The organism is Granulicella sp. WH15 (genome assembly GCF_009914315.1).
Classification (GTDB): domain Bacteria; phylum Acidobacteriota; class Terriglobia; order Terriglobales; family Acidobacteriaceae; genus Edaphobacter.
The window spans coordinates 3,530,448-3,556,584 of sequence record NZ_CP042596.1 but is presented as its reverse complement, the minus strand read 5'-3'; the positions used below and the strand labels follow the sequence as shown (position 1 = coordinate 3,556,584).

General features: G+C 63.4%; 24 protein-coding genes. 17 read left to right on the top strand and 7 right to left on the bottom strand.

The genetic code is table 11. The features are described 5' to 3' along the window. Positions 1-3 precede the first annotated feature (3 nt). The 6 genes from FTO74_RS14790 to FTO74_RS14765 all read left to right on the top strand — a co-directional run bounded on the left by FTO74_RS14790 (position 4) and on the right by FTO74_RS14765 (position 4,467). A complete protein-coding gene (locus tag FTO74_RS14790) occupies positions 4-249 on the top strand; it encodes a hypothetical protein (RefSeq protein ID WP_162538837.1) in 246 nt (81 codons plus the stop codon). Between the two features lie 76 nt (positions 250-325). Next, positions 326-706, top strand: a complete 381-nt coding sequence (gene queD / locus FTO74_RS14785; RefSeq protein ID WP_162538836.1) for a 6-carboxytetrahydropterin synthase QueD — start codon at positions 326-328, stop codon at positions 704-706. A 3-nt stretch (positions 707-709) separates the two neighbouring features. Further along, positions 710-1,393 carry a radical SAM protein gene (locus FTO74_RS14780; RefSeq protein WP_162538835.1) on the top strand — a complete coding sequence of 228 codons (684 nt, stop codon included), beginning with the start codon at positions 710-712 and terminating at the stop codon, positions 1,391-1,393. A gap of 59 nt (positions 1,394-1,452) precedes the next feature. Further along, positions 1,453-2,550 (top strand): redox-regulated ATPase YchF, encoded by a 1,098-nt coding sequence (gene ychF / locus FTO74_RS14775; RefSeq protein ID WP_162538834.1) that lies wholly within the window; start codon positions 1,453-1,455, stop codon positions 2,548-2,550. Positions 2,551-2,734: 184 nt separating this feature from the next. Beyond that, positions 2,735-3,709, top strand: coding sequence for a purine nucleoside permease (locus tag FTO74_RS14770; protein ID WP_162538833.1), 975 nt, complete (start codon positions 2,735-2,737; stop codon positions 3,707-3,709). Positions 3,710-3,744: 35 nt separating this feature from the next. Then, positions 3,745-4,467, top strand: a complete 723-nt coding sequence (locus FTO74_RS14765) for a PIG-L family deacetylase (RefSeq protein WP_162538832.1) — start codon at positions 3,745-3,747, stop codon at positions 4,465-4,467. On the opposite strand, the gene FTO74_RS14760 is transcribed toward FTO74_RS14765, so the two are convergent. The 6 genes from FTO74_RS14760 to FTO74_RS14735 all read right to left on the bottom strand — a co-directional run bounded on the left by FTO74_RS14760 (position 4,464) and on the right by FTO74_RS14735 (position 11,471). Then, positions 4,464-4,985: a DUF1440 domain-containing protein gene (locus FTO74_RS14760; RefSeq protein ID WP_255462294.1), complete on the bottom strand. Its 522-nt coding sequence runs from the start codon at positions 4,983-4,985 to the stop codon at positions 4,464-4,466. The genes FTO74_RS14765 and FTO74_RS14760 overlap by 4 nt on opposite strands. Before the next feature lie 48 nt (positions 4,986-5,033). Further along, positions 5,034-6,539, bottom strand: coding sequence for a sodium:solute symporter (locus FTO74_RS14755; RefSeq protein WP_174242232.1), 1,506 nt, complete (start codon positions 6,537-6,539; stop codon positions 5,034-5,036). 154 nt (positions 6,540-6,693) lie between these two features. After that, positions 6,694-7,242, bottom strand: coding sequence for a hypothetical protein (locus FTO74_RS14750; protein ID WP_255462293.1), 549 nt, complete (start codon positions 7,240-7,242; stop codon positions 6,694-6,696). Positions 7,243-7,329: 87 nt separating this feature from the next. Beyond that, entirely contained in the window at positions 7,330-8,112 is a 783-nt protein-coding gene (locus FTO74_RS14745) for an enoyl-CoA hydratase-related protein (RefSeq protein WP_162538831.1), read from the bottom strand. A 214-nt stretch (positions 8,113-8,326) separates the two neighbouring features. Beyond that, positions 8,327-10,810, bottom strand: coding sequence for a PAS domain S-box protein (locus tag FTO74_RS14740; RefSeq protein ID WP_162538830.1), 2,484 nt, complete (start codon positions 10,808-10,810; stop codon positions 8,327-8,329). Between the two features lie 58 nt (positions 10,811-10,868). Further along, positions 10,869-11,471 (bottom strand): nuclear transport factor 2 family protein, encoded by a 603-nt coding sequence (locus FTO74_RS14735; RefSeq protein WP_162538829.1) that lies wholly within the window; start codon positions 11,469-11,471, stop codon positions 10,869-10,871. 155 nt (positions 11,472-11,626) lie between these two features. Here FTO74_RS14735 and FTO74_RS14730 point away from each other — a divergent pair, with 155 nt between their 5' ends. Beyond that, a complete protein-coding gene (locus FTO74_RS14730; RefSeq protein ID WP_255462643.1) occupies positions 11,627-12,922 on the top strand; it encodes a cation:dicarboxylase symporter family transporter in 1,296 nt (431 codons plus the stop codon). A 234-nt stretch (positions 12,923-13,156) separates the two neighbouring features. Here the strand turns inward: FTO74_RS14730 and FTO74_RS14725 are convergent, their stop codons facing one another. Then, entirely contained in the window at positions 13,157-14,200 is a 1,044-nt protein-coding gene (locus FTO74_RS14725; protein ID WP_162538827.1) for a carboxypeptidase-like regulatory domain-containing protein, read from the bottom strand. Between the two features lie 240 nt (positions 14,201-14,440). On the opposite strand from FTO74_RS14725, the gene dxs reads away from it, so the two are divergent. The 10 genes from dxs (at position 14,441) to FTO74_RS14675 (ending at position 26,131) form a co-directional block, all read left to right on the top strand. Next, the gene (gene dxs / locus FTO74_RS14720; RefSeq protein ID WP_162538826.1) at positions 14,441-16,330 is read left to right on the top strand and encodes a 1-deoxy-D-xylulose-5-phosphate synthase; all 1,890 of its coding nucleotides are present in this window, start codon (positions 14,441-14,443) and stop codon (positions 16,328-16,330) included. A gap of 442 nt (positions 16,331-16,772) precedes the next feature. Then, the gene (locus FTO74_RS14715; RefSeq protein WP_162538825.1) at positions 16,773-19,418 is read left to right on the top strand and encodes a TonB-dependent siderophore receptor; all 2,646 of its coding nucleotides are present in this window, start codon (positions 16,773-16,775) and stop codon (positions 19,416-19,418) included. A 16-nt stretch (positions 19,419-19,434) separates the two neighbouring features. Next, positions 19,435-20,121, top strand: a complete 687-nt coding sequence (locus FTO74_RS14710) for a Fe2+-dependent dioxygenase (RefSeq protein ID WP_162538824.1) — start codon at positions 19,435-19,437, stop codon at positions 20,119-20,121. Positions 20,122-20,307: 186 nt separating this feature from the next. Further along, a complete protein-coding gene (locus FTO74_RS14705) occupies positions 20,308-20,823 on the top strand; it encodes a DUF2127 domain-containing protein (protein ID WP_162538823.1) in 516 nt (171 codons plus the stop codon). A 47-nt stretch (positions 20,824-20,870) separates the two neighbouring features. Next, a complete protein-coding gene (locus FTO74_RS14700; protein ID WP_162538822.1) occupies positions 20,871-21,086 on the top strand; it encodes a ribbon-helix-helix domain-containing protein in 216 nt (71 codons plus the stop codon). Further along, positions 21,080-21,451, top strand: coding sequence for a type II toxin-antitoxin system VapC family toxin (locus FTO74_RS14695; RefSeq protein ID WP_162538821.1), 372 nt, complete (start codon positions 21,080-21,082; stop codon positions 21,449-21,451). Before FTO74_RS14700 ends, FTO74_RS14695 begins: the two co-directional genes overlap by 7 nt. Before the next feature lie 363 nt (positions 21,452-21,814). Then, complete coding sequence (locus tag FTO74_RS14690; RefSeq protein WP_162538820.1) at positions 21,815-22,255, top strand: division/cell wall cluster transcriptional repressor MraZ; 441 nt, start codon at positions 21,815-21,817, stop codon at positions 22,253-22,255. An 84-nt stretch (positions 22,256-22,339) separates the two neighbouring features. After that, positions 22,340-23,260 (top strand): 16S rRNA (cytosine(1402)-N(4))-methyltransferase RsmH, encoded by a 921-nt coding sequence (gene rsmH, locus FTO74_RS14685; RefSeq protein ID WP_255462292.1) that lies wholly within the window; start codon positions 22,340-22,342, stop codon positions 23,258-23,260. Between the two features lie 3 nt (positions 23,261-23,263). Beyond that, positions 23,264-23,776, top strand: a complete 513-nt coding sequence (locus FTO74_RS14680; RefSeq protein ID WP_162538818.1) for a cell division protein FtsL — start codon at positions 23,264-23,266, stop codon at positions 23,774-23,776. A gap of 144 nt (positions 23,777-23,920) precedes the next feature. Then, the gene (locus tag FTO74_RS14675) at positions 23,921-26,131 is read left to right on the top strand and encodes a penicillin-binding protein (protein WP_345933306.1); all 2,211 of its coding nucleotides are present in this window, start codon (positions 23,921-23,923) and stop codon (positions 26,129-26,131) included. Positions 26,132-26,137 lie beyond the last annotated feature (6 nt).

Below are 26,137 nucleotides of genomic sequence, written 5' to 3'. Positions count from 1 at the left end.
GCTATGGGACGCAACCTCTACATTCTCTCCGGCACGCTGATGCTCTTCGCGCTGGTGGCCTTCGGGCTGTCGTTCTCGAACGTCGCCCAGCAGCCCGGTTCGCCCGGCGACGCGTCGCTATGGCGCACGATGGGCTTCGGCTTCGTCGTTGTGTCGCTCATCATTGCGCTCGCCGGAATGCTCTCCTCGCTCCTCGAGCAGGCGGAGCGGCGCGCCGAAGAGGCTCGCAGAAAGCGTCGTCAGGGCTAACATCGCGCCAAACAGGTAAAATAAAGGTTTGAGTAAGCGCCATGCGTCCGCACGGCAGAGAAGGGAAGCAGCAGCAATGTTCGAAGTCACCGTGGAAGCAGGTTTCTCCTCCGGCCACTACCTGCGCAACTATCAGGGCAAGTGCGAAAACCCGCACGGCCACAACTACAAGGTCTTCGTTACCCTGGTCGGCGAGGAGCTGGACAGCTCCGGCCTCCTGCTCGACTTCAAGCTGCTGAAGCAGGTGCTGCGCCCGACCGTCGCGTATCTCGACCACTTCATGATTAACGACCTGCCGCCCTTCGACAAGGAGCTGAACCCCAGCGCCGAGAACCTGGCGAAGTACTTCTTCGACAAGACCCGCGAGCAGGTTCACCAGATGTCGGCCGGGCGCGTGCGCGTCAAAGACTGCACGGTCTACGAGACCGACACCAGCTTCGCCCGCTACTACGAGTAGCTTATGCATCTCATCGAGCTATACAAATCGGTCCAGGGCGAAAGCTCGTTCACCGGCCTGCCGTGCATCTTTGTGCGGCTGGCGGGCTGCAACCTGCGCTGCGCCTGGTGCGACTCCGAGTACACCTTTACCGGCGGCAAGCCCTTCACGGCGGACGAGATTGTCGCGCAGATCGAGGCGCTTGCTCCGTGCAGGCTGGTCGAGTTCACCGGCGGCGAGCCGATGCTACAGGCCAAAGAGCTACTGCCGCTGATGGATCGCCTGCTAGCCGAGGGCTACACGCTGATGATGGAGACCAGCGGCGAACGCCCGCTCGCCGATGTACCCAAAGCCGTGCACAAGATCGTCGACGTCAAGTGCCCCGGCGCGGGCGCGGCAGCCAACAGCTTTCGCATCGAGAACCTTCAGGCGCTCACCAAAAACGATGAGGTCAAGTTCGTCCTCAGCCACCGCGAAGACTACGAGTTCGCCCGCAACTTCATCGCCGAGCACGCCCTGAACGAGAAGGCCGGCGGCGTGCTGCTAAGCCCCGCGTTCAACAAGAACCCCAGCCCGCTCCGCACCACCGACAACGCCACGCTCGACCCCCGCATCCTGGTCGAGTGGATGATGGCCGACGGCATCGACGCGCGGCTCTCTCTCCAGACCCACAAATATATCTGGGAGCCGATGAAGAAGGGCGTTTGAACCAGTTTTAGTTACAAATTTTATTTAGACCAGATTGAGTTACATATAAGGAAGAAACCATGCCTTTGAACTGTGGAATCGTCGGCCTGCCCAACGTCGGTAAGAGCACCATCTTCAACGCCCTCACGTCGGCCAAGGCACAGGCTGCGAACTATCCTTTCTGCACCATCGACCCCAACACCGGCACCGTCACCGTGCCCGACGAGCGGCTCGACAAGATCACCGCGTTCGTCAAGCCGAACCGCACCGTGCCCACGACGATGGAGTTCATCGACATCGCCGGTCTGGTCGAGGGCGCGAGCAAGGGCGAGGGCCTGGGCAACCAGTTCCTCGGCCACATCCGCTCGACCGATGCTATCTGCCACGTCGTGCGCTGCTTCGACGACGGCGAGATCGTCCACGTCCACGGCGGCGTCAACCCGCTGCACGACATGGAGATCATCAACACCGAGTTGCTGCTGGCCGATCTCGACTCGGTCGAGAAGCGTTACGCCAAGATCGAGCGCGCAGCCAAGGCGTCGTCCGACGCCAAGGTCAAGGCCGAGGCCGAGACGCTCAAGAAGGTGCTCGACGTGCTGAACGCAGGCAAGCCCGCCCGCACGGCCGACCTCGGCGAAGATGAGAAGGTCTACGTCCGCGACCTCTTCCTCATCACCATGAAGCCGCAGCTCTACGTTGCCAACGTCGATGAGGCAAGTCTCGTGAGCGGCAACGCATACACCGAGCTGGTCGAAAAGCGCGCAGCGGAAGAGGGCGCGCAGGTGGTCAAGATCTGCGGCCAGATGGAAGCCGAGATCGCGCAGCTAGACCCCGCCGAGCGCAACGAGTTCCTCGCCGAGATGGGCCTGGCCGAGCCGGGCCTCAACCGCCTGATCCACTCCGCCTACCGCCTGCTCGACCTCATCACGTACTTCACCTCCGGCGTGCAGGAGGTCCGCGCGTGGACGATCAAGCGCGGCACCAAGGCTCCCGGAGCAGCCGGCGTCATCCACTCGGACTTCGAGCGCGGCTTCATCAAGGCCGACTGCTACCACTGCGAAGACCTCTTCCTCTACGGCAGCGAGCAGGCCGTCAAGGAGAAGGGCCTGCTGCGCTCAGAAGGCAAGGAGTACGTAGTCCGCGACGGCGACATCCTCTTCTTCAAATTCAACGTCTAGGTACTTCGGCACTTCGTGCGGTTCTCGGGGCAGCATGGGTAAGTAATCTTCTGAGGGCCTCCCGTTGGTCGGCAGCGAGCATCGCTTATTTCCGACCAACGGGAGGAGCACGCGAAGCAGTAAAAAGGCGTGGAAACGCCCGCTCCGCGCGTAGCGGGCCCGTCCGGCAGGACAGAGGTGTTTCATGCCCATCCCAATCCGCGTAGTCCTCATCACAGCCTTCGAACCAGACGCCGGGCCTGTTCCCGGCGAACTTCGTCACTGGATCGACCGCAACCACCTCGATACAGTCCTCCCATTCCCGCAGGGCTACCGTGATCTACGCTTCAACGAGCAGGGAGTTCTGGCTATTACCACCGGCGTAGGCGCAGCCCGCGCCGCAGCCTCGGTGATGGCGCTCGGACTCGATCCACGCTTCGACCTCACCTATGCCTTCATCCTCATCAACGGCATCGCGGGCATCGACCCGGTCCGCGGCTCGCTCGCCTCTGCCGTCTGGTGTGACACGGTCGTGGACGGTTCCTTCGCCCACGAGATTGATGCTCGCGAGATCCCGCAAGAGTGGCCCGACGGCTTCGTCCCCATCGGCAAATCCATCCCCTACGAGCAGCCTCTTGCACACCGCTTCAACGGCGATGACGGCATCGTCTTTCGCCTGAACTCGAAGCTCTCAGAATGGGCCTTCGAGCTATCCCGAGATACCGAACTGCTCGATACTCCGGCTATGGCCGAGCGCCGTGCGCAATTTGTGCCTTCCGAGGTTGCAAATAGAAAACCCTACGTCCTGCGCGGCGCGGAGCTATCCTCCACGACCTTCTGGCACGGCCATCTACTCAGCCAGCGCGCGCGCAACTGGGTCAATTACCAGACCGAAGACACCGCCACTTACACCATCACCGGCATGGAGGACACCGGTATCCTCCAGTCGTTACGCTTCCTCGCCGACGCGGGCCACATCGACTTCGACCGCGTCCTGATCCTGCGCACCGCCTCGAACTTCGATCAGCAGCGCACAGGTATCACCGCCGCCGAGTCCTTAGCCGAAACCAAAGTAGCCCGCTACTCGGCCTATCTGCCCGCGCTCGAGAACGCCCACCGCGTGGGCAACGTCGTGGTTCAGGCGCTGCTCGCACTACCCGACGGCGACTCACCCGTATAAAGCCCGTATAGACTAGATGGCTGGAGCAGCCCTACTTGAAGATTCTCATTCTCTCGCCTCACCGTGGCACTGCCGCGTTTTCGCTCGCCCTCGCCATCACTCGTTGGCGAGCCGGTGGCCACCGCGTCACCATCCTCAACGTCTTCAGCCGCTCGTTGCACGCGCCCTGGTCGGACGCCGACACCGTCCACGAGAACGATCGGCTCTCCTACGTCTCGGCCCTGCGCCGCAAGGAGGACGAGAGCTTCCTGCGCCAGATCCCCGGCCTCGCCATGATCGACCTCAACCTAAAGGACGCTCCCATCCGCCTGCGCTGCGATCCCGCAACTGTTTTCGCACTGGAGCCTTCTCCGGAAGACACAGCTATCCCAAAGATTCACAAGGCACTCGACCAAAACACCTTCGACGCACTGGTTCTGCCGCTGGCGCTCGGCAACCATGTCGATCACCGCGTCGTCCGCGAAGCCACGCTGCTGGCCTCGACACAACACCCCTGCGCCTTCTACGAAGACCTGCCCTACGCCACGTCTTCTGAAGCTGATTCCGCTGCACTGCCCGGCAAACTCACTCCCGTCCTCATCCACGGCACACACGCCCAGCCAGCGGAGTTCAAACGCCGCATGGCCGTGCTCTACGCCTCACAGCTCGACGGGGAAGAGGCCCGCGCCATCGCCGCCTTTAGCGAGCGTTACCAGGGAGCCGAACGCCTTTGGGCCAACGCTGCCTGGCTCGCGTCACCGGGCCTCAACCCGCTCTAGAGCGCCCGCCGCACAAGCCGCCGCACGGTCTCCGCCACCAGCCCGAAGACGATGTGTGAGGCCATCTCCGAGCTTTTCTCCCGCGTTGTCTGCGCGGCGGGATCGGCCGAAAGCCCCAGCGCGGGCAGAGCGCCCTCGTGGGTCATGGCCATCAGGGTCATGCCGAAGTTCGCTCCCTGCTTGCCCGTGGCGGCGGGGTAGTACTCGGCTAGCGCGCCATACGCCGCCCCGGCCGCCGCGCCGAAGCCCCAATGAATCCCTTCCACAGCCAGGGTCTTCGCCGCGCCGTCCAGCGGATGCCCGGCGATCTCCTCGGCCAGCACCTCTGGCGGCTCCGGCTCGCCGTGCGTCCGTGGCGGATACACCTTCTCCACCAATGACTTAGCCGCCGTCGCCGCCACCCCCGCGATCACCCCAGCCAGCAGCCCTTTGGCCAGCGAGCGAGCGCCGCAATGTTCAGGGGTTGCTTCGCTTGCCAGCTTCTTTTCAATGAAGTCCTGCACCATGTTCTCGATCATTCAGCCCTCAACCCTTCAGATGCACCTTGAGACTCCATCGTCCCACGGCTACTCCACATAAGCCGCCGCATCCGTCCGGTCTAGCGCCATCCCGGCTCCCATTCCCCGGAAGACAACCGTCAGCACCGCCGCCACAGCCAGGTTCAGCACCAGCGCGGGCACCGCCGCGTACATCGGCCCGATCCCCGGCACGGGGTACACCGAGCTTTTCAGCCCCATCGCCACGGCCATCGCGGTGCCGCTGCCCATCCCGACCGCCCATCCGGCCAGCAGCGCCCACGGATGCAGCCACTTCGAGAACAGCCCAACCATCACCGCCGGAAAGATCTGGCAGATCCAGATTCCGCCCAGCAATTGCATCTCAATCGCATACGGCGCAGGCAGCTTCAGGACGAAGACCAGCGCGCCAAGCTTCACCACCAGCGAGACCAGCTTGGCCATATTCGACTCCTGATGCGGCAGCATTGGCGTCCTGACAAACTCTCCCCAGAGGTTGCGCGTGAACAGGTTCGAGGCGGCAATCGACATGATCGCCGCGGGCACCAGCGCGCCTACCGCGACCGCCGCGAGGCAGAACCCCGCGAACCACTCCGGAAACATCTTCAGGAAGAGCAGCGGAATCACCATGCTCGACTCCTTGGTCTCGACCCCGGCGGCCAGCGCGACGAAGCCCAGCAGCGCGATCAGCCCCAGCAGGATGCTGTACGCCGGAAGCATGGCCGCGTTGCGCCGCACCGTGTTGGCGCTGCCCGCGCTCAACACCGCCGTCGCGGTGTGCGGATAGAGCATCAGCGCAATCGCCGATCCGATAGCCAGCGTGATGTAGCCCATGTACTGCGGCGGTGCGAGCAGCACCGACCCCGCCGGTTTATGCGCCGCCAGAGCCGTATTGGCCAGCGTAAAGATATGCGCCCAGCCGCCCAGTTTGATGGGCAGCCACACCACCGCCACCAGCACCATCGCGTAGAGCATGAAGTCCTTGACGATGGCGATCACCGCCGGGGCCCGCAGCCCGCTCGAGTAGGTATACGCCGCCAGGATCACGAACGCCGCCGCCAGCGGCCACTCGCCGTGCACGCCCATCGCGCCGATCACCACCTTGATGCCCACCAGTTGCAGCGCGATATACGGCATCAGCGCCAGGATGCCGGTCAGCGCAATCGCCACCGTCAGCCAGCGAAAGCCGTAGCGTCCGCGCACGAAGTCGGCCATGGTCACGTAGCCGTGCCGGTGGCAGACCTGCCACAGCTTCGGCATCACCAGCATCATGTACGGGTAGGCGAAGACCATGTATGGCACAGCGAAGAAGTTCAGCGCGCCCGCCCCGTACATCGCCGCCGGAACCGCGATCACCGTGTACGCGGTGTAGAGGTCGCCGCCGATCAGGAACCACGTGATCCAGGTGCCGAAGCTGCGCCCCGCCAGCCCCCACTCTTCGAGCGAGTGCATTCCGGCATCGGGCCTGCGCCACCGCGCTGCCCAGAAACCCGCCAATGTGACCAGCATGAATAAAACGCAGAACACTACGAGCGCTGTCGTATGCAGATTGGACATTTCCGACGATGTTAGCGCATCGAAGGTGCTTCGTGTTGCGCACGGGTGTCTCGCCAGCCCCATCCGTCAGCCACAGACAATAATGCACGCTGCCGACCAACGGGAGGCCCATGTCGATCACTTACCCATACAGCCCCGAGAACGGCACGAAGTGCTAGCGAAGGCCGCCTATTCCGCCCTCTTGCCACTCGTACACCACGACGCCCAGATCGCTCAGAGTCTTGATCGCCACTTCCATATTTCGCCGCACCTGTGGCCGCGCGCCCGCCGGAGTCTGGTGCGCCTCTTCGATGGCGATGACGCGCCCGTACGGCCACGCTGTTTGCGGCACCGCGTTCAGGGCCGCCGGAAGGTCGTCCATCCGTACGTTCAGGTCCTGCCTCCTAGCGCCCAGTGGACGCAGCAGTCCGCCCTGGCCCATATCGCTTTTGTTGGCGTCGGCCATCACCACGTGCAGCGTCACCATATCGCCCTGCACGGTCAGGTAGGGGTTCTCCCACTGCTCCAGGCTCTTCACGGCCATGTATCGAGTCTTCGAAGGCGGCGGGATGTGGTCGATGTCCTCGCGCAGCTCATTCATCTGCCGCGCCTGCTCGGCCTGGGCGGCGGCGCGCGCCTCTACCGCGGGCAGTCCGCCGGAGCGGGTACAGCCGGTGAGCGTAAGCAGGAGGAGGGCGGGGAGGAGAGAAATCTTGTATCGCACGATATCCAGAATATACGCGATCTTTCGCGTCAAAAAGCCCTGTTTCCCCTCATCCGGGTACTCTGAGAAGGTACTTTTCGAGCCAGGTCAGCGCCCCACCCACGCCGCCGCCCGTTTTTCCAGAAACGCCGCTGTGCCTTCGCGCTTATCTTCCGTGCCGGAGAGCCGCCCGAAGATCTCTGCCTCGACGGCAAGTGCCTCATCCAAAGGCAGTTCTTCGCCGCGCTCGACCGCCTCCAGGCACCCGGCCACGGCCAGCGGGGCCATCGCCACTATCGCCTGCGCCAGGGCCAGTCCACGAGCCGGCAGCTCGCCTGCCGGAACCACCTCGCTCACCAGTCCGATGCGCAGCGCCTCGGCTGCACCGATGATCTCGCCTGTCAGCAGCAGTTGCAGGGCCGCTGCCCGTCCCACCAGACGGGGGAGACGCTGGGTTCCGCCGTAGCCGGGGATCAGGCCGAGCTTCACCTCCGGCTGGCCCATGCGGGCGTTCTCGCTGGCGATGCGCAGTGTGCAGGCCAGCGCCAGCTCGCACCCGCCGCCCAGCGCGAAGCCGTTCACCAGGGCGATTACGGGTTTGCCGCACTGCTCGATCTTGCGAAAGACTCCTTGGCCCTGCAAGGCCAGCCGTTCTCCGGCGGCGGCGTCCGTTTGGGCCAGTTCGGCGATGTCGGCCCCGGCGGCGAAGGCCTTTTCGCCCGAGCCGGTCAGCAGGATCACCCGCACCGTGGGGTCGTCGAGAAGCTGGGTGAAAGCCCGCTCCAGCTCGTCGAAGACCTGTGCGTTCAGCGCGTGGAGGACCTTAGGGCGGTTCAGCGTGACCGTTGCAATGGGGCCGGTTATCTCGTAAAGCAGTGTTTCAAAGCTCATGGAGTCTCTCCCGAGATGCAGGAAACAGCTTAGACGAAGTTCCTCAACGGCCGCTGAAGCTTCGACTTATCCCAGAGGCAATGGCAATAGCGCCCTTACGCCGGGCGGGCGGCACTTCGTGCGGTCTTGGACGCCTCGCGTGAAAGGCAAAGGTCTCAAGGCTCCGCTCTTATCCCTTTTATCCCTTTTTCCCCGTTTCGCCTTGCTCTTGTTTTTACGTCAGCCGCCCGCTGGCATGGGTTGGCAAAGTAAAGGAGAACGTCGATCCCTCCCCCGGAGCGCTCACCGCCCAGATCCTGCCCCCATGCTGCGCCACAATGCTGCGGCAGATCGCCAGTCCCAGCCCCGTCCCGCCCATCCCCCGCGAGTCCGAGGCATCCACCTGCTGGAAGCGCTCGAAGATATGCTCCAGCTTGTCCTCCGGAATCCCCCGGCCCTCGTCGTGCACGTCGATCCGGGCCTCGTTGGCGTCGACCTTGTGGGCCGAAAGCGTAATCTCCGAACCCTCCGGAGAGAACTTGATCGCGTTCGAGATCAGGTTGGTCACGGTCTGCAGGATACGGTCCGCATCGGCCCAGATCTGGACCCCGTTGCCAGTAATACGGAAGCGGAAGCCTCCCTTGGCCGCCGCGGCCTGTTGCAGCTCTGCCGCACGGCGCAGCAGGTCTTCGGCCGAGCACAGGCTGGAGTGCAGCTCGGCCTTGCCGCTGCTGATCCGTTCGATGTCGAGGATGTCGTTGACCAGCCGCACCAGCCGATCCGTGTTGCCGATGGCGATATCGAGCATCTTGGCCATCTTCTCCGGCCGCGAGGCCAGTGCGCCCCCGGTTACGAGGCCCAGCGCGGCACGCAGCGAGGTCAGCGGCGTACGCAGCTCGTGCGAGACGGTCGAGATGAACTCGTCCTTCATGCGGTCGAGCGCGCGGCGTTCGGTGGTGTCGGTAAAGGCGACGACGACGCCGATGGCGTGCCGCGACTGGCGGCCAGATTGGTGGCCGGTCTGGTGATCCGCCTGGGTATCGACCTGAGTATCGAACTGGGGCCGTGCCACGTACTCCACCGGAAACGAGGTGCCGTCCTTGCGCCAGAAGACCTCGTCCGAGACCCGCACGCTGTCCAGCTTGTGCATCGCGCCGAGAATCGGGCTGTCCTCGGGCAGGTAGGGGGTGCCGTCGGCGTGAGTGTGGTGGATCAGCTCGTGGACATTCTTGCCCAGCAGCTCGTGCTCGCGGAAGCCCAGCATCTGGCAGGCCGCCGGGTTCACCACTGTGACGCAGCCCTGCATGTCGAAAGCGTAGATGCCGTCGCCGACCGACTCGAGGATCGAGTTGGACTGGTGGATGAGGGCGCGGATCTTCTCCTCGGCGCGCACCTGCTCGGTGATGTCGACGCCGAAGCCGAGGATGTAGGGCTTACGGCCGGAGCTATGCCCAGCCTGATGCCCATTTTCGGCGATCAGCCGGTTGCGGAAGGCGATCACGCGCTCCTCCCCCTGGCGATGCAGCAGGCGAAAACGACCCTGGGCCTCGCTGGTGCGAGCCATCTCGTCGAGGTAGCGCGGCATCTGGTTGCGGTGCTCGTGCGACATAAAGCTGGCGAGTGCGTGGCCGACCATCTCCTCCACGCTGCGGCCTATGCTGCGCGCGCCGTAGGCGTTGATCGAGAGCAGGATGCCGTCGAGATCGTGCGTGAAGACCATGCCCAGCGAGCCTTCGACCAGTTGCCGGTAGCGGCTTTCGCTCGCTCGCAGCGTGGCCTCGGCCGCGCGCTGCACGGTTACGTCGATGCCGGTGACGATCAGGAAGCTCACCTGTCCCTGGCTCGGGTCCTGGCCGTCGCGTAGCGCCGTGGCCGACCAGGCGATGCGGTGCAGGGAGCCGTCGCTCGACCGCCAGCGGTTCTCGAAGCTGGCCGGAAGCTGGCCCGCGCGCATCCGCTCGAAGTTGGCCACCGCCTCCGGGATATCGTCTTCGGGAATCAGCTTCTCCCACACGTAGTGACCGACGAGGCTCGGAAAGTCGTAGCCGGAGACCGTCTCGCAGGCGCGGTTGAAGCGGACGATGCGTCCCGCCGTGTCGAAGACGACCACCAGCGCGCCCACCGTGTCGAGCACGGCGGAGACGAAGTTGCGCTCGACCGTCAGGGCCGTCTCCACGCGCTGCCGGGCGCGCTCGGCGCGGTCCATCTGGCGGATGCGGCTGGTCAGCTCCAGCCGGGTGACGACCTGGCGGCTGAAGACCAGCAGGGAGTTGCGCTGGGAGTCGGTGAGCTGGCGCGGAACCGTGTCCTGCACAAAGATGCAGCCGATGTTGACGCCCGAGGGAGTGGTGAGGGGCGCACCGGCGTAGAAGCGGCAGGCGCGGCCCGTGGTCAGGATGCCGTGAGGGGCGTAGTCGCGGTGGTAGCGCGCGTCGGGAATCTCGTAGAGCTTGTCGCCCGCGAGGGTGCTCTCGTAGGGTGTGGGCGTGCCGCCACGGGGAATCTTGCCCAGTGCGGGGCCGGTAAGGGTGCCGACGCGAGACTGAATCTGGAGGCTGTCCGAGCCGATGTAGGCGATTCCGGCCTGCGAGGCGCGGCAGATCTGCGCGGCCAGAGCGGTGATCTCGGCCAGGGCAGGATCGGGCGGCGCATCGAAGACCTCGTACTGATCGAGGGCTTCCAGCCGGAGGATTTCGTCGGTGGCCAGGTTATGGATCATGCCTCCTGAAAGATACTAGGGATGGGGGCGGGGTTGGCACTCCAACGAAAGACGTAGGCTACGGTTTGGGCAGCGTGCAGCACTCCCCGGCGGCTGGCGGCTCGTCGGCGCTGGCGTCCATGGCGACCTTCCAGCTCCCGTCCTTCACCTTCTTCCACACCGTGATGTACCGGCCTGCCGTGACGATGGGGTTGCCGTCCGGCCCCTTGTAGCGGGTGGTGTAGTGGCCCCAGGTGAAGCCCATGTCACCGGAGGGGCCCATCTGTGCGCCTTGAGCCGTCCAGGTCAGTTGATACTCGGAGGGGTTCCACTGGGCGGTGGCGGCGATGGCTCCGCGCCCGAAGATGGCTGGTTTGCCGTTGTTCAGCGTCACCGCATCTTCGGCGAACCAACTGGCGAAGGCCTTGCCGCCGCCTGCCTCGACCTCTTGCGAGAAGCGGCCTTCCAGCTCGAGCAGGGTGAGCTGGCCCGGCGTGATGGTCGGCTGGGTAATGGGGCTGATGATGTGGAAGGGGCTGGCCGGGTTGACCGGCACAGGCGAACCGGGCAGGGCTGCGGGCGCAGCGGGAGCGGAAGACGGGGGCATCGGGCTCTGCTGGCCCACGAGTGGGGCGGCGAGCGGAAGGGCGGCGAGAAGCAGGTACAGGGCAGTGCGGATCATGGGGAGATGCTAGCAAAATCGAAGGGTTGGGGCTGGGCTGATATCCTGCGACCACGAGGATAAAGATGCACAGGGAACGTGTGCTGCTGGGAACGGCGGCGTTATTGCTGGGAGTGTCGGCTTATATGCAGCACCTGTCCGGTGGCGGAAGCACGATGGTGTGGGTGCTGCTCCGTTGGATCGGGATTGGCTGTATGGGAGCCTTCGCGGTGCGTCGCCGCACGCTGACGCCCTGGATCTTCGTGGCCATGGTGGCCGGGGCGGAGATCGGCTTTGACGCTCCGGCATTCGCCGTGAACCTGCGCGTGTTCTCGGATATCTTTCTGCGGCTCATCAAAACCATCGTCGCGCCGCTCATCCTGGCGACGCTGGTGACAGGTATTGCGGGCCACGGTGACCTGAAGGGCGTCGGCCGCATGGGCATCAAGAGCATCGTCTACTTCGAGGTGCTGACGACGCTGGCGCTGGTCATCGGTCTGGTGGCCATCAACATCAGCAAGGCTGGCGTGGGGCTGACGCTGCCCGCCGCGCACGAAGCCACCGAGACGCTGGCCAAGGTAGCTCCGGCGCACTGGGACGACTTTCTGCTGCACGTCTTTCCGGAGAACATCGCCAAGTCGGTCGCCGAGGGGCAGATCCTGCAAGTGGCTGTCTTTGCGGTCTTCTTCGCCATCGCGATGGCCATGCTGAGCGAGGAGAAGCGCGCTCCGGTGCTGCGGCTGTGCGAGAGCCTGAGCGAGGTGATGTTCAAGTTCACCAACGTGGTCATGTACTTCGCGCCCATCGGCGTGGGGGCGGCGATGGCGTTTACGGTGGGCCACCTGGGGCTGGGCGTGCTGGTGAATCTGGGCAAGCTGCTGCTGACGCTCTATGGCGCGCTGATTGCTTACGCGCTGCTGGTGATGCTGCCGGTGGCGCTGATCGCCAAGGTGCCGGTGAAGCGTTTTCTGAGCGCGGTGGCCGAGCCTGCGACGATTGCCTTTGCTACCTCGACCAGCGAGGCGGCGCTGCCACGGGCGATGGAGGCGATGGAGGCTCTGGGCGTGCCGCGGCGAATCGTGGCGTTCGTGATTCCGGCGGGGTACAGCTTCAACCTCGACGGCAGCACGCTGTACCTGGCGTTGGCGAGCATCTTCGTGGCTCAGGCAGCGGGCATCCATATGAGCTGGGGCGAGCAGGCGATGATGATGGGTACGCTGATCCTGACCAGCAAGGGCGTCGCGGGCGTGCCTCGGGCGACTCTGGTGGTATTGCTGGCGACTGCGGCGACCTTCCATCTGCCGACGGAGCCGATCTTTGTGATCCTCGGCATCGACGCGTTGATGGATATGGCGCGGACGATGGTGAACGTGGTGGGGAACTGCCTGGCCAGTGTGGTGGTGGCTCAGTGGGAGGGCCAGTTTGGGAGCGAGCCGGTGAGTGAGGTTGTGCTCGAGGGCATGGCGGATTAGGCAGGAAACACGCGCAGCGTCAAGAACCGCACGAAGTGCCGCCCGCCCGGCGTGAGGGCGTTGTTGCCTGTTTTCTTGGTTGTCATTCAGGAGCGAAGCGGAGGAATCTGCTTCTGCTTTTGCCGCTGTTTCTGGGATCGCCCGAGGTGTCCTTTTTTAGAATCAACGGCAAAAGCGCCCTCACGCCGGGCGGGCGGCACTTCGTGCGGTTCTCGACGCTGCGCGTAAAAAGCTCTACGGCTTGTGGTGCGGCGTGAACTTCCTCAGCACAAACTCCTGCATCAGCGAACTGAAGGCTCCGCTGGCGGTCCCGATCAATGCATTATCAATCGTGACCCGCGCCCCATGCCGGTCGCTCGCCGGGTAGTACGCGTTCGAGATCCCCGCCGACGCCAGATTTCCCAGCACATTCGAGTAGTTCGGCTGCCACTTGCCGTTATCCCCCTTGCAGATGACCACGGTCGAGATGGCATACAACACCCGCGAGCGGATGGTCCCGGTGCCCTTGTAGAAGTAGCGCGGGTCCTGGTGCAGCAGCGACGGCAGAATCGCGCCGCCGATCATCGCCGCCGTAAACCCATCGGCCGAGGACGCCCCGAAACGCTTGAAGTACCCCTGCGCGCCCTGTCCGTAGCCCTCGTAGGTGTTCTGCCACTGCTCGATGCCCGCGATGGCGGCGGTCTGGAGAAAGAATCCCGGGTCGCTCGAGGCGCGCAGCGAGAGCTTGAACTTCTGCCCCGGCGTCAGCGGCGCGGCCTTCCAGTTGTAGGTGACGTAAAAGTTGGGAAAGATGGCGAAGATGCGCTGCTGCTCCTGCTCGTGCAACTGCTCCTGGGCCATGTCGTACTGGGTAAAGGTGACGTCGACCTGGGCGGTGGCGGTGGCGATCTGGAGCTGGACCGGCGGCATCTCGTACTCCTCGCCGGGTGTTAACAGGATGCCGGAGGAGCTCCACGGCGCGAATCCGGCGGATCTGATCGTCAGGGTGAACTGGCCGGGCTCGAGCGCGGGGAAGCCGAAGCGGCCGTCGCTGTCGGTGGTTACGGTATGGGTGACCTTCGTGGCCGTATCTTTGACCGTGACCTGCGCCCCGGCGACCTTGCTGTGGTCGGGGTCGACGACTGCGCCGCCGAGGCTGGCCTGCCCGGTCTGTTCTATCTGGCGTCCGGGCGCGTTGGGCAGCGGGGTCGGCAGCGCCTGGGCCTGAAGTGCGAGGCCGAGTGTGCCGTTAAGGGCAAGAAGGATCAAAGTTGTACGTGCGATGGGGAGATCAGCCATGTTTAATTCAAAGTTTGATGCCGTAACTGAAGACGCACGTTCGACTACGAGGTAAGCGAGGCTCTGCTGCGTTGATCTTATAGGGCTTTTGCTCAGGAATGTAGACGAGAAAGACGGTCTGTGGAGTACCGCAACTAAGAAAATTTTAATGCGTCGTATACTTAGAGATTGACATAAGGCAGCAATCGCCGACGTACGCAATGAAGAATACGGCGGATTGGACTGCGGAGCAAAGGATCAATGAGCAACATCCTGGAGACCATTCACTCGCCGGCGGACGTCAAGAAGCTATCCATGGCGGAGTTGACGCAGCTTGCACAGGAGATCCGCGAGCGGCTGATCCTGGGTGTATCGAAGACCGGCGGACATATTGGGCCGAACCTCGGCGTCGTCGAGCTGACGATTGCGATGCACTACGTCTTCGACACCCCGACCGACAGCTTTGTCTTCGACGTGAGCCACCAGGCCTACGTGCATAAGCTGCTGACGGGGCGGGAGAAGCTCTTCCACACCATCCGCCAGCCGGGCGGGCTGAATGGCTTTATGCTGCGCACCGAAAGCGAGCATGACAGCTACGGCGCGGGCCACGCGGGCACGGCGCTCAGCGCGGCTCTGGGTATGGCGGTCGGGCGCGATATGTCGGGCGGCAGCGAGCACATCGTCGCACTGGCCGGGGACGCGGCCTTCACCAACGGCATCTCGTTCGAGGCTCTGAATAACATAGCCGCGCAGACCAGGCGGATGATTATCGTGCTGAATGACAACGAGTGGTCCATCGACAAGAACGTCGGGGCCATCGCAGAGTACTTCCACAAGATTGCCACCAATGTGACCTACAACCAGCTCCACGACCGAGCTGCGGGATTGGTGGAGCGGTTCGGCGGCAAGGCGGCGCTGCACGTGGTGAAGAAGGCCGAGGAGGCCGCCAAGGGCATCGTCGGGCGCGGCATGATCTTCGAGGAGTTCGGCCTGAACTACTTTGGGCCTATCGACGGGCACAACCTGCCGCTGCTGATCGAGACCTTCAAGTTCCTGAAGCAGCAGAACAAGCCCGTGGTGCTGCACGCGATCACCCAGAAGGGACGCGGCTTCCAGCCCGCCATCGAGGGGCAGAAGAAGTTTCATGGGCTGGGGCCTTATCACCCCGAGACCGGCGAGACCAAGCCCGCGTCGCAGAAAACTTACTCGGAGATATTTGCCGAGTCGCTGACGAAGCTGGCCAACGGCAACGACAAGGTCGTCGCCATTACGGCGGCTATGCCCAACGGCACCGCGCTCGACCTCTTCCGTCCGCATCACCCTACTCGCTACTTCGATGTCGGGATTGCGGAGGAGCACGCGGTGCTCTTCGCCGCAGGGCTTGCGACCAAGGGGTATAAGCCCTTCTGTGCGATCTACTCCACGTTTTTGCAACGGGCGTTCGACCAGATCGTGCATGATGTGGCGTTGCAGAACCTGCCGGTGGTCTTCTGCATGGATCGCGGCGGCTTGAGCGGCGACGACGGCCCGACGCATCACGGTCTCTTCGATATCAGCTACCTGCGCAGCGTGCCCAACATCATCCACATGGACCCGGTGGACGAGGATGAACTGGCCGACATGATGTACACGGCGATGCTGCACGAGGGGCCGTCGGCGATCCGCTATCCGCGCGGCACAGGGCCGGGAGTAACGGTGAAAGACCAGCCTGCGGCGCTCGCCATCGGCAAGGCCGAGGTGCTTAAGGACGGCGTGGATGTCGCGATCTTCGGGCTCGGAGCCATGATGGGCGAGGCCAAGCGGCTGACCGCGATGCTCGAGGCCCAGGGGCTCTCGGTGGCGCTGGTGAATCCGCGGTTTGTGAAGCCGCTGGACCGAGAGTGCGTGCGGGTGTACGGCGGGCGCTGCGGGCTCATCATCACGCTGGAGGACCATGTACTGGCCGGTGGGTTCGGGTCGGCGGTACTGGAGGCGGTGAACGAGATGGAACTGGCCGTGCCGGTGGTCCGGGTCGGTTGGCCGGATGAGTTCATCGAGCACGGCAAGCCGGAGGCGCTGCGGGAGAAGTATGGCCTGACCGCCGAAGGGGCGATGGAGAAGGCCGCGACCGTGGTGCAGGAGCTGGTGGCGGCGCGGCTGGTGGCTCGGTAGGGCTGTGAGTCGTTGCTTTGGGGCAGGTCGAGGCTAAAGCCAGGACCTGCCCCAGGAAGAACAGCAGGAACAACAGCAACAATGTCCTCACGCCGGGCGGGCAGCACTTCGTGCGGTTCTGGACGCTGCGCGGAAAAATCGAATGTCACTCGTGGAAACCCTGCACAAAAACTCCACCAATTGTCTGGGAATTGTCTGAAAAAAGTCACGAAATTTTCTCGATCGAGGACTATTTCAGTCCTTGATCGTGTATTCTTTGCATATCGGACTCGATGAGTCGCATATGCTGCGCTGACGCCGGAAGAGGTCTTCCAGGTGGCCGCGGACCTGCGTCTTGAAGTCGGGTCAGAGCAGCAACGGGGCGCGTGTTGAGGGACCGCGCCAAGGTTTGAGCGGCAGCCGTGCGAGGGCCGGCTGGCCAGAAGACGATCGGGAGATTGAGATGAAGAGTTCCAAGAAGCTCGGCAGCAAGGTAGATACGCGTTCGACGCGGTTGGCGGCAGTGGCAATGGTAGCGGCGGCGGCGATGGCCCCCGTCTCCGGCAGAGCGCAGAACCTGGTCGAGGCCGGTAGCGGCAGCGCGGACGGCGGCAGCGGCGCGGCCATGCAGAAGATGCAGCGGCAGTTTTCCATCGGCGGCGGCAGCCTGCCCGACGTTCTGGAGCAGTATCGCCAGGTGACCGGCATCTCGGTCCGGCTGGGTATGCCCAAGGACGCCGCGGCGCAGTTGCGCTCGAACGGCATCTCCGGCACCTACGCCGATGACGAGGCGCTGCGCCAGTTGCTGACCGGCACCAGCCTGACCGTCACCTTCCAGGACGCTCACCACGCGACAGCCTCCATCCAGCACTCGGACAGCGTCAGCGTGCTGGCGGGCTTGCAGAATAACCTGCCCATGAACAAGTTCAGCGAAGACCTGATCGACACGCCGCAGACCGTGGACGTGGTACCGAAGTTCCTTATCGAAGACCAGGGTACCTCGACCCTGAAGGATGCGCTGCGCAACGTCCCCGGCATCAGCCTGGCGGCGGGCGAGGCCGGTGCGCAGGGAGACAACCTGACCATTCGCGGCTTTACGGCGCGCAACGACATCTTCCTCGACGGTATCCGCGACTTCGGCAGCTACTACCGCGACGGTTTCAACTACGAGGCGGTCGAGGCGCTCGAAGGTCCGGCGGGCATCCAGTTCGGGCGCGGCTCGACGGGCGGCGTCATCAACCAGGAGAGCAAGGTTCCGGTTGAGCCGCAGATCATCAACATCCAGACGCAGTTCGGCACCGATGCCACGCGTCGCATTACGGCTGACATCAACGAGCCGATGCCGGAGCTGGCGGCGGGATCGGCCTTCCGGGTCAACATCATGGGGCAGGAGGGCGGTGTTGCGGGCCGTCCGTTCGACGAAATTCGTCGCTTCGGTCTCGCGCCCTCGGTCTCGTTCGGCCTCAACTCACCGACGCGGTTCACGCTCAGCTACTTCCACCTGTCGGAGAACGACACGCCGGACTACGGTCTGCCGTGGTTCTTCAACCAACTGGCTCCGGGGGTGAGCCGCCATGCCTACTTCGGCTTCCCGGATGAGAACTCGCTGAAGACGAACGACGATATCCTCACCGCGAAGTTCGATCACGACTTTACCAAGAGCATCGCGATCCACAGCATCGCGCGGGCGGCGAACTATCCGCGCACCGCGCAGATTACCGAGCCGCAGATCTGTTCGAACCCCCCGGCCAGCGTGCCCGTGGGCGGATACGTCAGTTCGTTGCCGACCGTGGCGTGGAACAGCAGCCTGACCTGTTCCACCCTGGCCAACTACGACCCCGCCAAGATCGTGGTGAACCGCAACCAGATCCAGACCAAGAGCGTGGAGGGCGACCTGTGGGATCAGACCGAGGTGACGGCACACTTCAAGACCTTCGGCCTGAAGCATAACTTTGTCGGCGGTATTGAGGGCGGACAGGAGATCTCGAACCCCATCCGCTACTCGTACACGATCAGCGGCGTGGACACGGTACCGACAGCGACCCTGCTGAACCCGGACACCACGCAGGTCTTCAGCGGCACGGGGTACACCACCTCGGTGGTCCACACCAAGGTGGAGAGCGTCGGGCTTTACTTCGTGGATACGATCAAGCTGGGACGTCTCTTCGAGGTCAGCGGCGGCGCTCGCTGGGATCGCATGGATACGGGCTACAGCATCTATCAGCCGGTAAAGCCGCCCACTGGAGGCACCGCGACGGCCACCGCTGTCTTGAGCCTGGTGGAGTCGCAGCCGACCTACCGCGCGGCCTTCGTCTATAAACCGACCAGCCACGGCAGCGTCTACTTCGACTACGGCACCAGCTTCAATCCTGCGGCCGAGTCGCTGAGCCTGAGCGTGACCCTGACCAGCGCCGGGCTGAAGCCCGAGGAGAACGAGAGCTACGAAGGCGGCGTCAAGTACTCCTTCCTGAACGAGCGCTTGCAGGTGGAAGGTGCGGTCTTCCGCACTGAGAAGGACAACGCCCGCGAGACCAGTGCCACGGACAGCACCCTGACCGTGAATGCGGGCAACCAGTTGGTGAAGGGCGCGCAGTTCAGCGTCGTGGGTCGTCTGCCGCAGGGCATGGACCTGGTCGCAGGGTACGCGTACCTCGACAGCAAGGTGCTCTCCTCGCCGAACTACCCGACCTCGGTGGGCTTCCCGCTGGCGAACGTGCCCAAGCAGACCTTCAACGTCTTCGTGACGCACAAGCTGCCGCTGAAGCTGATCGCCGGTGTGGGAGGCAACTATGTGGGCAGCCGCACGGCCAGCTCGACGGTGCCGTATGTGCCGCTGACCTACTCGGCCGCACAGACCTTTGCCGCGGGCACCTCGCCCTGCGGAGCCACGGCGACCAAGTGCTACCAGGTGCTGTCGACGGGGATGAAGCAGGTGCCGGGATACTGGATCTTCAACGCGATGGTGAAGCGTCCGCTGACCGACAAGCTGGAGCTGCAGGCCAACGTGTATAACCTGCTGAACCGGTTCTACATTGACCTGCCGCACCCGAGCCACCTGGTTCCGGGAGCGGGAGCTTCGGCGCTGATCGGGGTCAACTACAAGTTTTAAATCCGAGGTCGTAACGATGTTGACGAAGATAGAAAACGTACTGACGAAGGAACAGGTCCACTCGGCCCGGCAGAAGCTTGCCGCGGCTGAGTGGGTCGATGGCCGTGTGACGGCGGGCTACCAGGCGCAGGAGGTGAAGCGTAACGCGCAGGTGGCTGAGGGCAGCACGGCCTCGAAGGAAGTCGGCGAGATGGTGCTGCTGGGGCTGGCACGCAGCCCTCTGTTCATGTCGGCGGCACTGCCGCTGCGGGTCTTTCCGCCGATGTTCAACAGCTACGCCGGTGGCCAGACCTTCGGCACCCACGTCGATACGGCGATCCGCCAGATCTCGACGACGGGGCAGAGGATTCGCACGGACCTCTCGGCCACGCTCTTCCTCACCGATCCCGAGGACTACGACGGCGGCGATCTGGTGGTTGAGGATTACTACGGTGAGCACCGCGTCAAGCTGCCCGCCGGGCACATGGTTCTCTACCCGGCCACTAGCCTGCACCGCGTGGAGCCGGTGACGCGCGGCAACCGCGTCAGCTCGTTCTTCTGGATTCAGAGCATGATCCGGCACGACGCGCAGCGGACCCTGCTCTTCGACCTCGACACGGCCATCCAGCGGCTGGCCGGGATCGAGGACGCCAAGGTCAAGGAGAGTTCGGTGCAGATGACCGGCGTCTACCACAATCTGCTGCGGCAGTGGGCCGAGATGTAAACCGAGATTGCCCGTGCGACGGTGCGGGCAGTGGCCGGTGCGGTTTGCCGGTCGGGGATGCGACGAGCTATCCCTCGTGGCTCGCCGCATTCCCATAACGAGATCTGCCTGCCGGGCGTGAATGTTCAACTTCTTGAGGACGTTGACATTTGCGCCCGTTGCTCGTCAACTGGAGCAGTGGGCCTTATGAGCAATTCGACCGAGCCGGTTTCGGCTGGATCGGGGACGTCGAGATCGGGTGCGCACGACCGCGGGCTGCTGATGATCGGCCTGTTCAAGCTGGCCAAGGCGATCTTCTTTTTCTGCCTCGGCATTGGGGCCTTTCGCCTGCTGCACCGCGACCTGACCGACGAGGTGATGAAGCTGGCCGTGGCGCTGCGCTTCGACCCCGAGGGCCGTCTGGCCGGGCTGCTGCTCGAACAGGTGGACCGGATCGACGCGCACCGGCTGCGCGAGATCGGGCTGGCGACCTTCGCCTACTCCGGGCTGGCGCTGACTGAAGGGATCGGGCTGCTGCTCGAAAAGGTATGGGCCGAGTACCTGACGCTGATTCTGACGGTCTCGTTCCTGCCGTGGGAGCTTTACGAGCTGGCCCGCCGTCCCAATTGGATGCGGCTCTCGCTGCTGCTTATCAATCTGGCCGTGCTGGCCTACCTGGTGTGGCTGCTCCAGCGCAAGAAGCGCTCTGCCGAGCGGGCCTGACAGAGTGATATCGTGGGTGTATATCATGCGTCCGTCAGGAGGCTGCGATGCGAACCCTCGTCGATATCCCCGAAGATGACCTGAACCTGCTCAACCAGTTGAGCAAGGCTGGCGATGTTCCGCGCGCCGAGCTGGTCCGGCAGGCTATCGCCCACTATCTGGAGCCGCACCGTCTGGCAAAGAAGTCCAGCGCCTTCGGCCTGTGGGCCGACCAGCCGGAGGACGGCCTGGAGTTCCAGAAGCGGCTGCGCGACGAATGGTAGGCACCAGCGCCCTTTTCGATACCAACATCCTGATCGACTACCTGAGCGGCATAGAGGCCGCCCGCGTCGAGATGGACCGATACCAGAGCCGAGCCATCAGCATCATCACCTGGATGGAGGTGATGGCGGGAGTAAAGTCCGAGCACGAAGCTGAAACCCGCGTCTTTCTTGCCTCTTTCACGATACTGCCCATCACGATGGCGACCGCTGAGCGTGCCATCGTGATGCGCCGCCAGCCGCGGATGAAGCTGCCCAACGCCATGATCCTGGCGTCCGCCGAGTTGAGCGACCACCTGCTCATCACTCGCAACACGCGGGATTTTTCCACCGAAAACCCTCACGTACGTATCCCCTACCAGCTTTAGCTGGTGCCTCTTTTCTGGACAGTAAAGAGCGTCCGCTGGACGTTTTCGCTTTTTGTTTGCCTATCAGATGCCTCGCCGCCCGACAAGGGGGGAAAATACCCGGAATCAGAAAGCGAAACACTACCTGTAGTCGTGTCGTGGGATATGTACACCATCGGAAGGTTTTTCCACATTTCGTTCAACAAATAGTTATCTCAATCCCAATTTAGGGCTGGACTTCGGGGTTAGAGAAGGAGACGATGTGGATGGAAGTGGTCAAAAGTGGGAGAAACGGGACCATTCGGTAGGGATTTGAACTGATTTTACCCTCCGCCCGGCGCTCCTCTGCTGTCGAGTTTGGTTCGCAAAGAGAGTGAAGAGACGATGTTTCGGGGAAACCATCCAGCGCGCGTGGACGAGAAGGGCCGGTTGAAGATGCCGGCTGCTTATAAGAGCCGCGTGGATGAGGTCTACGGGAACGAGTTCTACATCACCAGCACGGACGGCAAGCGGGCGCAGCTCTACCCGTTGAAAGAGTGGGAGAAGAAGGAAGAGCAGCTCGCAAAGGTGCCCAACTCCCACCCGGCCAAGATGAAGTTTCTGGACGTGACCAGCTACTACGGCCAGATGGCAAAGATGGACGAGCAGGGCCGGTTGCTTTTGCCGCAGATTCTGCGGGAGTCGGCCAAGGTGATCGGCGATGTGGTGGTGCTGGGCAAGATGGGAATCCTCGAGGTCGTGAACCATGACGACTTCAAGGGCAGGTTGGAAGAGGCTCCGTTGACGGCTGAGGATATGGCGGCTCTCGCGGAGTTTGGGCTCTAAGTGACAGAAGATCAGGGTCCGAAGTTTACCCCCCAGGGGGAGCAGGTGCGGCGGTCGGAGCAAGCGCAATACCACCCGCAGCATGTGCCGGTTCTTTTCGAAGAAGTTTTGGAGTACTTGAATGTGCGCCCCGGCGGAACCTACGCGGATGCAACGCTAGGTCTGGCGGGACATACGTCGGGCATCGCCCGCAGGCTGGGCGCGGCGGGCAGGATGATCTGCTTCGACCGCGATCCGGAGGCGATGGAGAAGGCGAAGGCCCGGATGGCCGAGGTCGCCGCCGAGCTGGGCAGCGAGATGCCGACGGTGGAGTATCAGCCGAGGGCTTTCTCGGAGGCTCACGAGGCCATCGAGCCGGGCAGTCTGGACGGCCTGCTGGCGGACTTTGGAGTGAGCAGCCTCCAACTGGACGAGGCGCACAGAGGATTCAGTTTTCGGTCGGAAGGCCCCTTGGATATGCGGATGGACACGCGCTCGGGGGAGACGGCCGGACAAGTGGTAAATCAGGAAGACGAAAACGAACTCGCCGACCTGATTTACGAATTCGGAGAGGAAAGGAGGTCGCGGAGAATCGCCAGAGCCATTGTGAGGGCCCGGCCGATAGAGACAACGGCAGAACTTGCCAGAGTGATATCGGCCGCGGCCCCATCAATGAAAGGCGACAAGATTCATCCGGCAACACGCACCTTTCAGGCACTTCGGATTCGCGTGAATGATGAGCTGGGAGAGATACGATCGCTGCTTGAGAGCGCGGGGTCTCTGTTGAAGCCGGGGGGAAGGCTGGTGTTGATCAGCTTCCACTCGCTGGAGGATCGCCTGGTAAAGGACTCCTTCAAAGCGTCGAAGGACGCAGGTGTTTTTGAGGTGCTGACGAAGAAGCCGGTCGTCGCCACCGAGCAAGAGATGTTGAGGAATCCGCGGTCGCGCAGCGCGAAGCTGAGGGCGGCGGAGAAATTAGCAACAACAGCGGGTTGGAAGGGCGACTCGGGCAGAAGAAGGAGATAAGCGATGGCGGCGATAGCGACGGGTTTGGACATGACGAGTGCGGGACGGGCGACGCGGCGCCGTCCGGAGACCGTGGCAGAGCGCAATCGCGAGCTGTTTGAGCAGCAGCGGCGTGCGCGTCGCGGGCCGACGCCCGAGGTCTTCTTCGCCAAGCACCTGGACAACAGCCGCATTGTGAAGCTCGACGATCCCGAACGCCGCAAGGAGATGCGCAGCTTCGCGGTGATGATGAGCATCCTCTTCGCGCTGGTGATGATCTTCGTATGGCAGCACTTTTCGGCCATCGAGATGGGCTACCAGATCGAGGCGCAGAAGCAGCAGGTGGAGACGATGCGCGAGCAGAACCGCCAGCTTCGCTTGACGGAAGCTCAGCTCAGCGATCCCGGTCGTCTGGACCGGATGGCCCGTCAGCTTGGTCTCGACGAGCCCCAGCCTGGACAGGTGGTGCGCCCCGAAGGCTCGATGGCCGCTGCCGTAGCCCAGATCAACACCCCCGGAGTACCGCAGCGGAACTAGTTTGAGCCAGTGAGAGACAAGACAGGAAGACAGATAAACCGAGGGCCACGGCAGACTCTGACCGCTCCGATCCGGAGAAAACGGTTTGCCTACGTGGCCCTGTTTTTTTGCGTCTGGGTCGTGTTCATCGCGGGAAAACTAATTTTGTTACAAATTTTCCAGCACAAGATGTGGGAGCAGCGTGCGGCGCGCCAGCAGCAGGGTGCGTTTGAGGTTGCACCGCGGCGCGGAGTGCTCTACGACCGTAACCTTAAAGAGCTGGCGATGACGGTCCTTGTGGACTCGGTCTACGCTGTCCCTTCTGAGCTGGGGGATAACCGCGGGAACGCCGCCGAGATTCTCTCGAAGATCGTCCACACCGACCCCACCGACAACTTCACCTCCGAGCACCAGATGCTGGCGCGCTTCAACGCCTCGCGCGGCTTCGCCTGGGTGGGTCGCCGGTTGAACCCCGATATCGTCAACCGCGTGCGCGAGTTGAACCTGAAGGGTGTCTACTTCCAGAAGGAGTTCAAGCGCTTCTATCCGAACAACGAGCTGGCCGCTCAGGTGCTGGGTTATGTGGGCACCGACGACGCCGGACTCGGCGGGCTGGAGCGGCAGTTCGACTTCGAGATGCACGGCGAGCCAGGGCACATGCTTACCGCGCTCGACGCCAAGCGCCACGTGCTGGGCAGCGTGGAGAACGAGCCGCAGGCAGGCGAAAATCTTGTGCTTTCCATTGACGCCAACATTCAGTACATGGCCGAGCGCGCGCTCGACGAGCAGGTGGCGAAGGTGAAGGCGGCGCACGGTACGATCGTGGTGCAGGACCCGCACACCGGGCAGATTCTCGCGCTCGCGGTCTCGCCGCGCTTCAACCCGAACGACTCGAAGCATATGGATTCGAGCGTGCTCAACAATCTTGCGGTGAGCGATGTGTACGAGCCGGGCTCGACCTTCAAGCTCGTCACCTACTCGGCTGCGCTTGACGCGGCGGGCGTGGAGCCGACCGATATCGTCGATTGCCAGGGTGGCGCGATGACGATGTTCGGGCGCACGCTGCACGACGACAAGTCCGATCACTTCGGCCGTGTGACGGTGCAGTATGCGCTCGAGCACTCGTCGGACGTGGGCGCGGCGAAGATGGCCCTGAAACTCGGCTCGAATAAGTTTTACGAGTACATGAAGGGTTTTGGCTTCGGCGAGCGCAGCGGCATCGAGCTGCCCAGCGAGACGCGTGGGCTGCTGCGTCCGCCGCATAAGTGGGGCTCGACCAGCATCCTCTCGCTCTCGATCGGGCAGGAGGTTGGCGTCACGCCGGTGCAACTTGTCACCATGGTGAGCGCTATCGCCAACGGCGGCGAGTATATCCCGCCGCACATTTTGTTGCAGTCCACCGATGAGATGAAGGGCGATCCGCGGCTGAAACCTGCGGCGTTTCATCCCGTGTATCAACTGCCGGAGAAGCTGCCCGACGGTTCGCACCGCGTCATCAAGGAGCTGACGGCGGCAAAGATGCGCTCGATGATGCAGGGCATCGTGACCGAGGGCACGGGCAAGGCGGCGCAGCTCAACGGTTATAGCTCAGCGGGCAAGACGGGCACGGCGCAGAAGATTGATCCGGCCACGCGTACCTATTCGCACACCAAGCTGGTGGCCAGCTTTGCAGGATTCGCGCCGGTCAGCTCTCCGGCAATCTCGGTGGCGGTGGTGATCGACACGCCAACGGTGGGGACCGGATATGGTTCAACCGTCTCGGCCCCTGTTTTTCATGAGGTCGCGCAGGAGGTGCTCGAGTACCTCGGCGTGCCGCACGATCAGCCGCTCAAGACCAGCAAGGAGATGCTGGCTGTAGCGAAGACCGATGCCCACGACGATATGCCGTCGGACAGCGGCGCGGACCTGAACGCGATGTTTGCGGAGGTAAATAGTTTACCGGCTGACGATCCGCTGAGGACTGCTGCGACTCAGCCAACAGAGCCGACCCCGGCTGTTGCGGAGAAGAACGCGCCCGCGAAGCCCACGGTTCCATCGCCGATTGAGAAGCTCTCTTCGAGCGTGCTCTCTGCATTCGCGGCGAACACCCGAAAGGACGCGGCCGCGACGGATGCAACAGCCAGGGCCGCACTGGTCGCGCCGAAGGTGACCCCGACGGTCTCGCCGAAGAGCAACGGCGGTGTCGTGGTCGATTCGGCCACTCGTGTTGCGGTCCCGTCGTTCCAGGGCTCCGCATTGCGGGCGGTCATTGAAAAGGCCGGCAACGCGGGCTTGCGAGTGCAGCCCGTGGGCAGTGGGTTGGCAACAGAACAAGCCCCCGCCGCAGGGACGATGGTGCCTAGCGGGACCGAGGTCGTTGTGCGCTTCTCGCGTTAGCCAAGC

What these genes read in the sequence shown, in the direction of transcription:
- FTO74_RS14690 (WP_162538820.1), top strand. Translation starts at nt 21,815, where the DNA reads ATGTTTCGGGGAAACCATCCAGCGCGCGTGGACGAGAAGGGCCGGTTG.
- FTO74_RS14710 (WP_162538824.1), top strand. Translation starts at nt 19,435, where the DNA reads ATGTTGACGAAGATAGAAAACGTACTGACGAAGGAACAGGTCCACTCG.
- FTO74_RS14780 (WP_162538835.1), top strand. Translation starts at nt 710, where the DNA reads ATGCATCTCATCGAGCTATACAAATCGGTCCAGGGCGAAAGCTCGTTC.
- queD (WP_162538836.1), top strand. Translation starts at nt 326, where the DNA reads ATGTTCGAAGTCACCGTGGAAGCAGGTTTCTCCTCCGGCCACTACCTG.
- FTO74_RS14745 (WP_162538831.1), bottom strand. Translation starts at nt 8,112, where the DNA reads ATGAGCTTTGAAACACTGCTTTACGAGATAACCGGCCCCATTGCAACG.
- FTO74_RS14725 (WP_162538827.1), bottom strand. Translation starts at nt 14,200, where the DNA reads ATGGCTGATCTCCCCATCGCACGTACAACTTTGATCCTTCTTGCCCTT.
- FTO74_RS14715 (WP_162538825.1), top strand. Translation starts at nt 16,773, where the DNA reads ATGAAGAGTTCCAAGAAGCTCGGCAGCAAGGTAGATACGCGTTCGACG.
- FTO74_RS14770 (WP_162538833.1), top strand. Translation starts at nt 2,735, where the DNA reads ATGCCCATCCCAATCCGCGTAGTCCTCATCACAGCCTTCGAACCAGAC.
- dxs (WP_162538826.1), top strand. Translation starts at nt 14,441, where the DNA reads ATGAGCAACATCCTGGAGACCATTCACTCGCCGGCGGACGTCAAGAAG.
- FTO74_RS14705 (WP_162538823.1), top strand. Translation starts at nt 20,308, where the DNA reads ATGAGCAATTCGACCGAGCCGGTTTCGGCTGGATCGGGGACGTCGAGA.
- FTO74_RS14680 (WP_162538818.1), top strand. Translation starts at nt 23,264, where the DNA reads ATGGCGGCGATAGCGACGGGTTTGGACATGACGAGTGCGGGACGGGCG.
- FTO74_RS14755 (WP_174242232.1), bottom strand. Translation starts at nt 6,539, where the DNA reads ATGTCCAATCTGCATACGACAGCGCTCGTAGTGTTCTGCGTTTTATTC.
- FTO74_RS14740 (WP_162538830.1), bottom strand. Translation starts at nt 10,810, where the DNA reads ATGATCCATAACCTGGCCACCGACGAAATCCTCCGGCTGGAAGCCCTC.
- FTO74_RS14735 (WP_162538829.1), bottom strand. Translation starts at nt 11,471, where the DNA reads ATGATCCGCACTGCCCTGTACCTGCTTCTCGCCGCCCTTCCGCTCGCC.
- FTO74_RS14730 (WP_255462643.1), top strand. Translation starts at nt 11,627, where the DNA reads ATGGTGTGGGTGCTGCTCCGTTGGATCGGGATTGGCTGTATGGGAGCC.
- FTO74_RS14760 (WP_255462294.1), bottom strand. Translation starts at nt 4,985, where the DNA reads ATGATCGAGAACATGGTGCAGGACTTCATTGAAAAGAAGCTGGCAAGC.
- FTO74_RS14695 (WP_162538821.1), top strand. Translation starts at nt 21,080, where the DNA reads ATGGTAGGCACCAGCGCCCTTTTCGATACCAACATCCTGATCGACTAC.
- FTO74_RS14790 (WP_162538837.1), top strand. Translation starts at nt 4, where the DNA reads ATGGGACGCAACCTCTACATTCTCTCCGGCACGCTGATGCTCTTCGCG.
- FTO74_RS14700 (WP_162538822.1), top strand. Translation starts at nt 20,871, where the DNA reads ATGCGAACCCTCGTCGATATCCCCGAAGATGACCTGAACCTGCTCAAC.
- ychF (WP_162538834.1), top strand. Translation starts at nt 1,453, where the DNA reads ATGCCTTTGAACTGTGGAATCGTCGGCCTGCCCAACGTCGGTAAGAGC.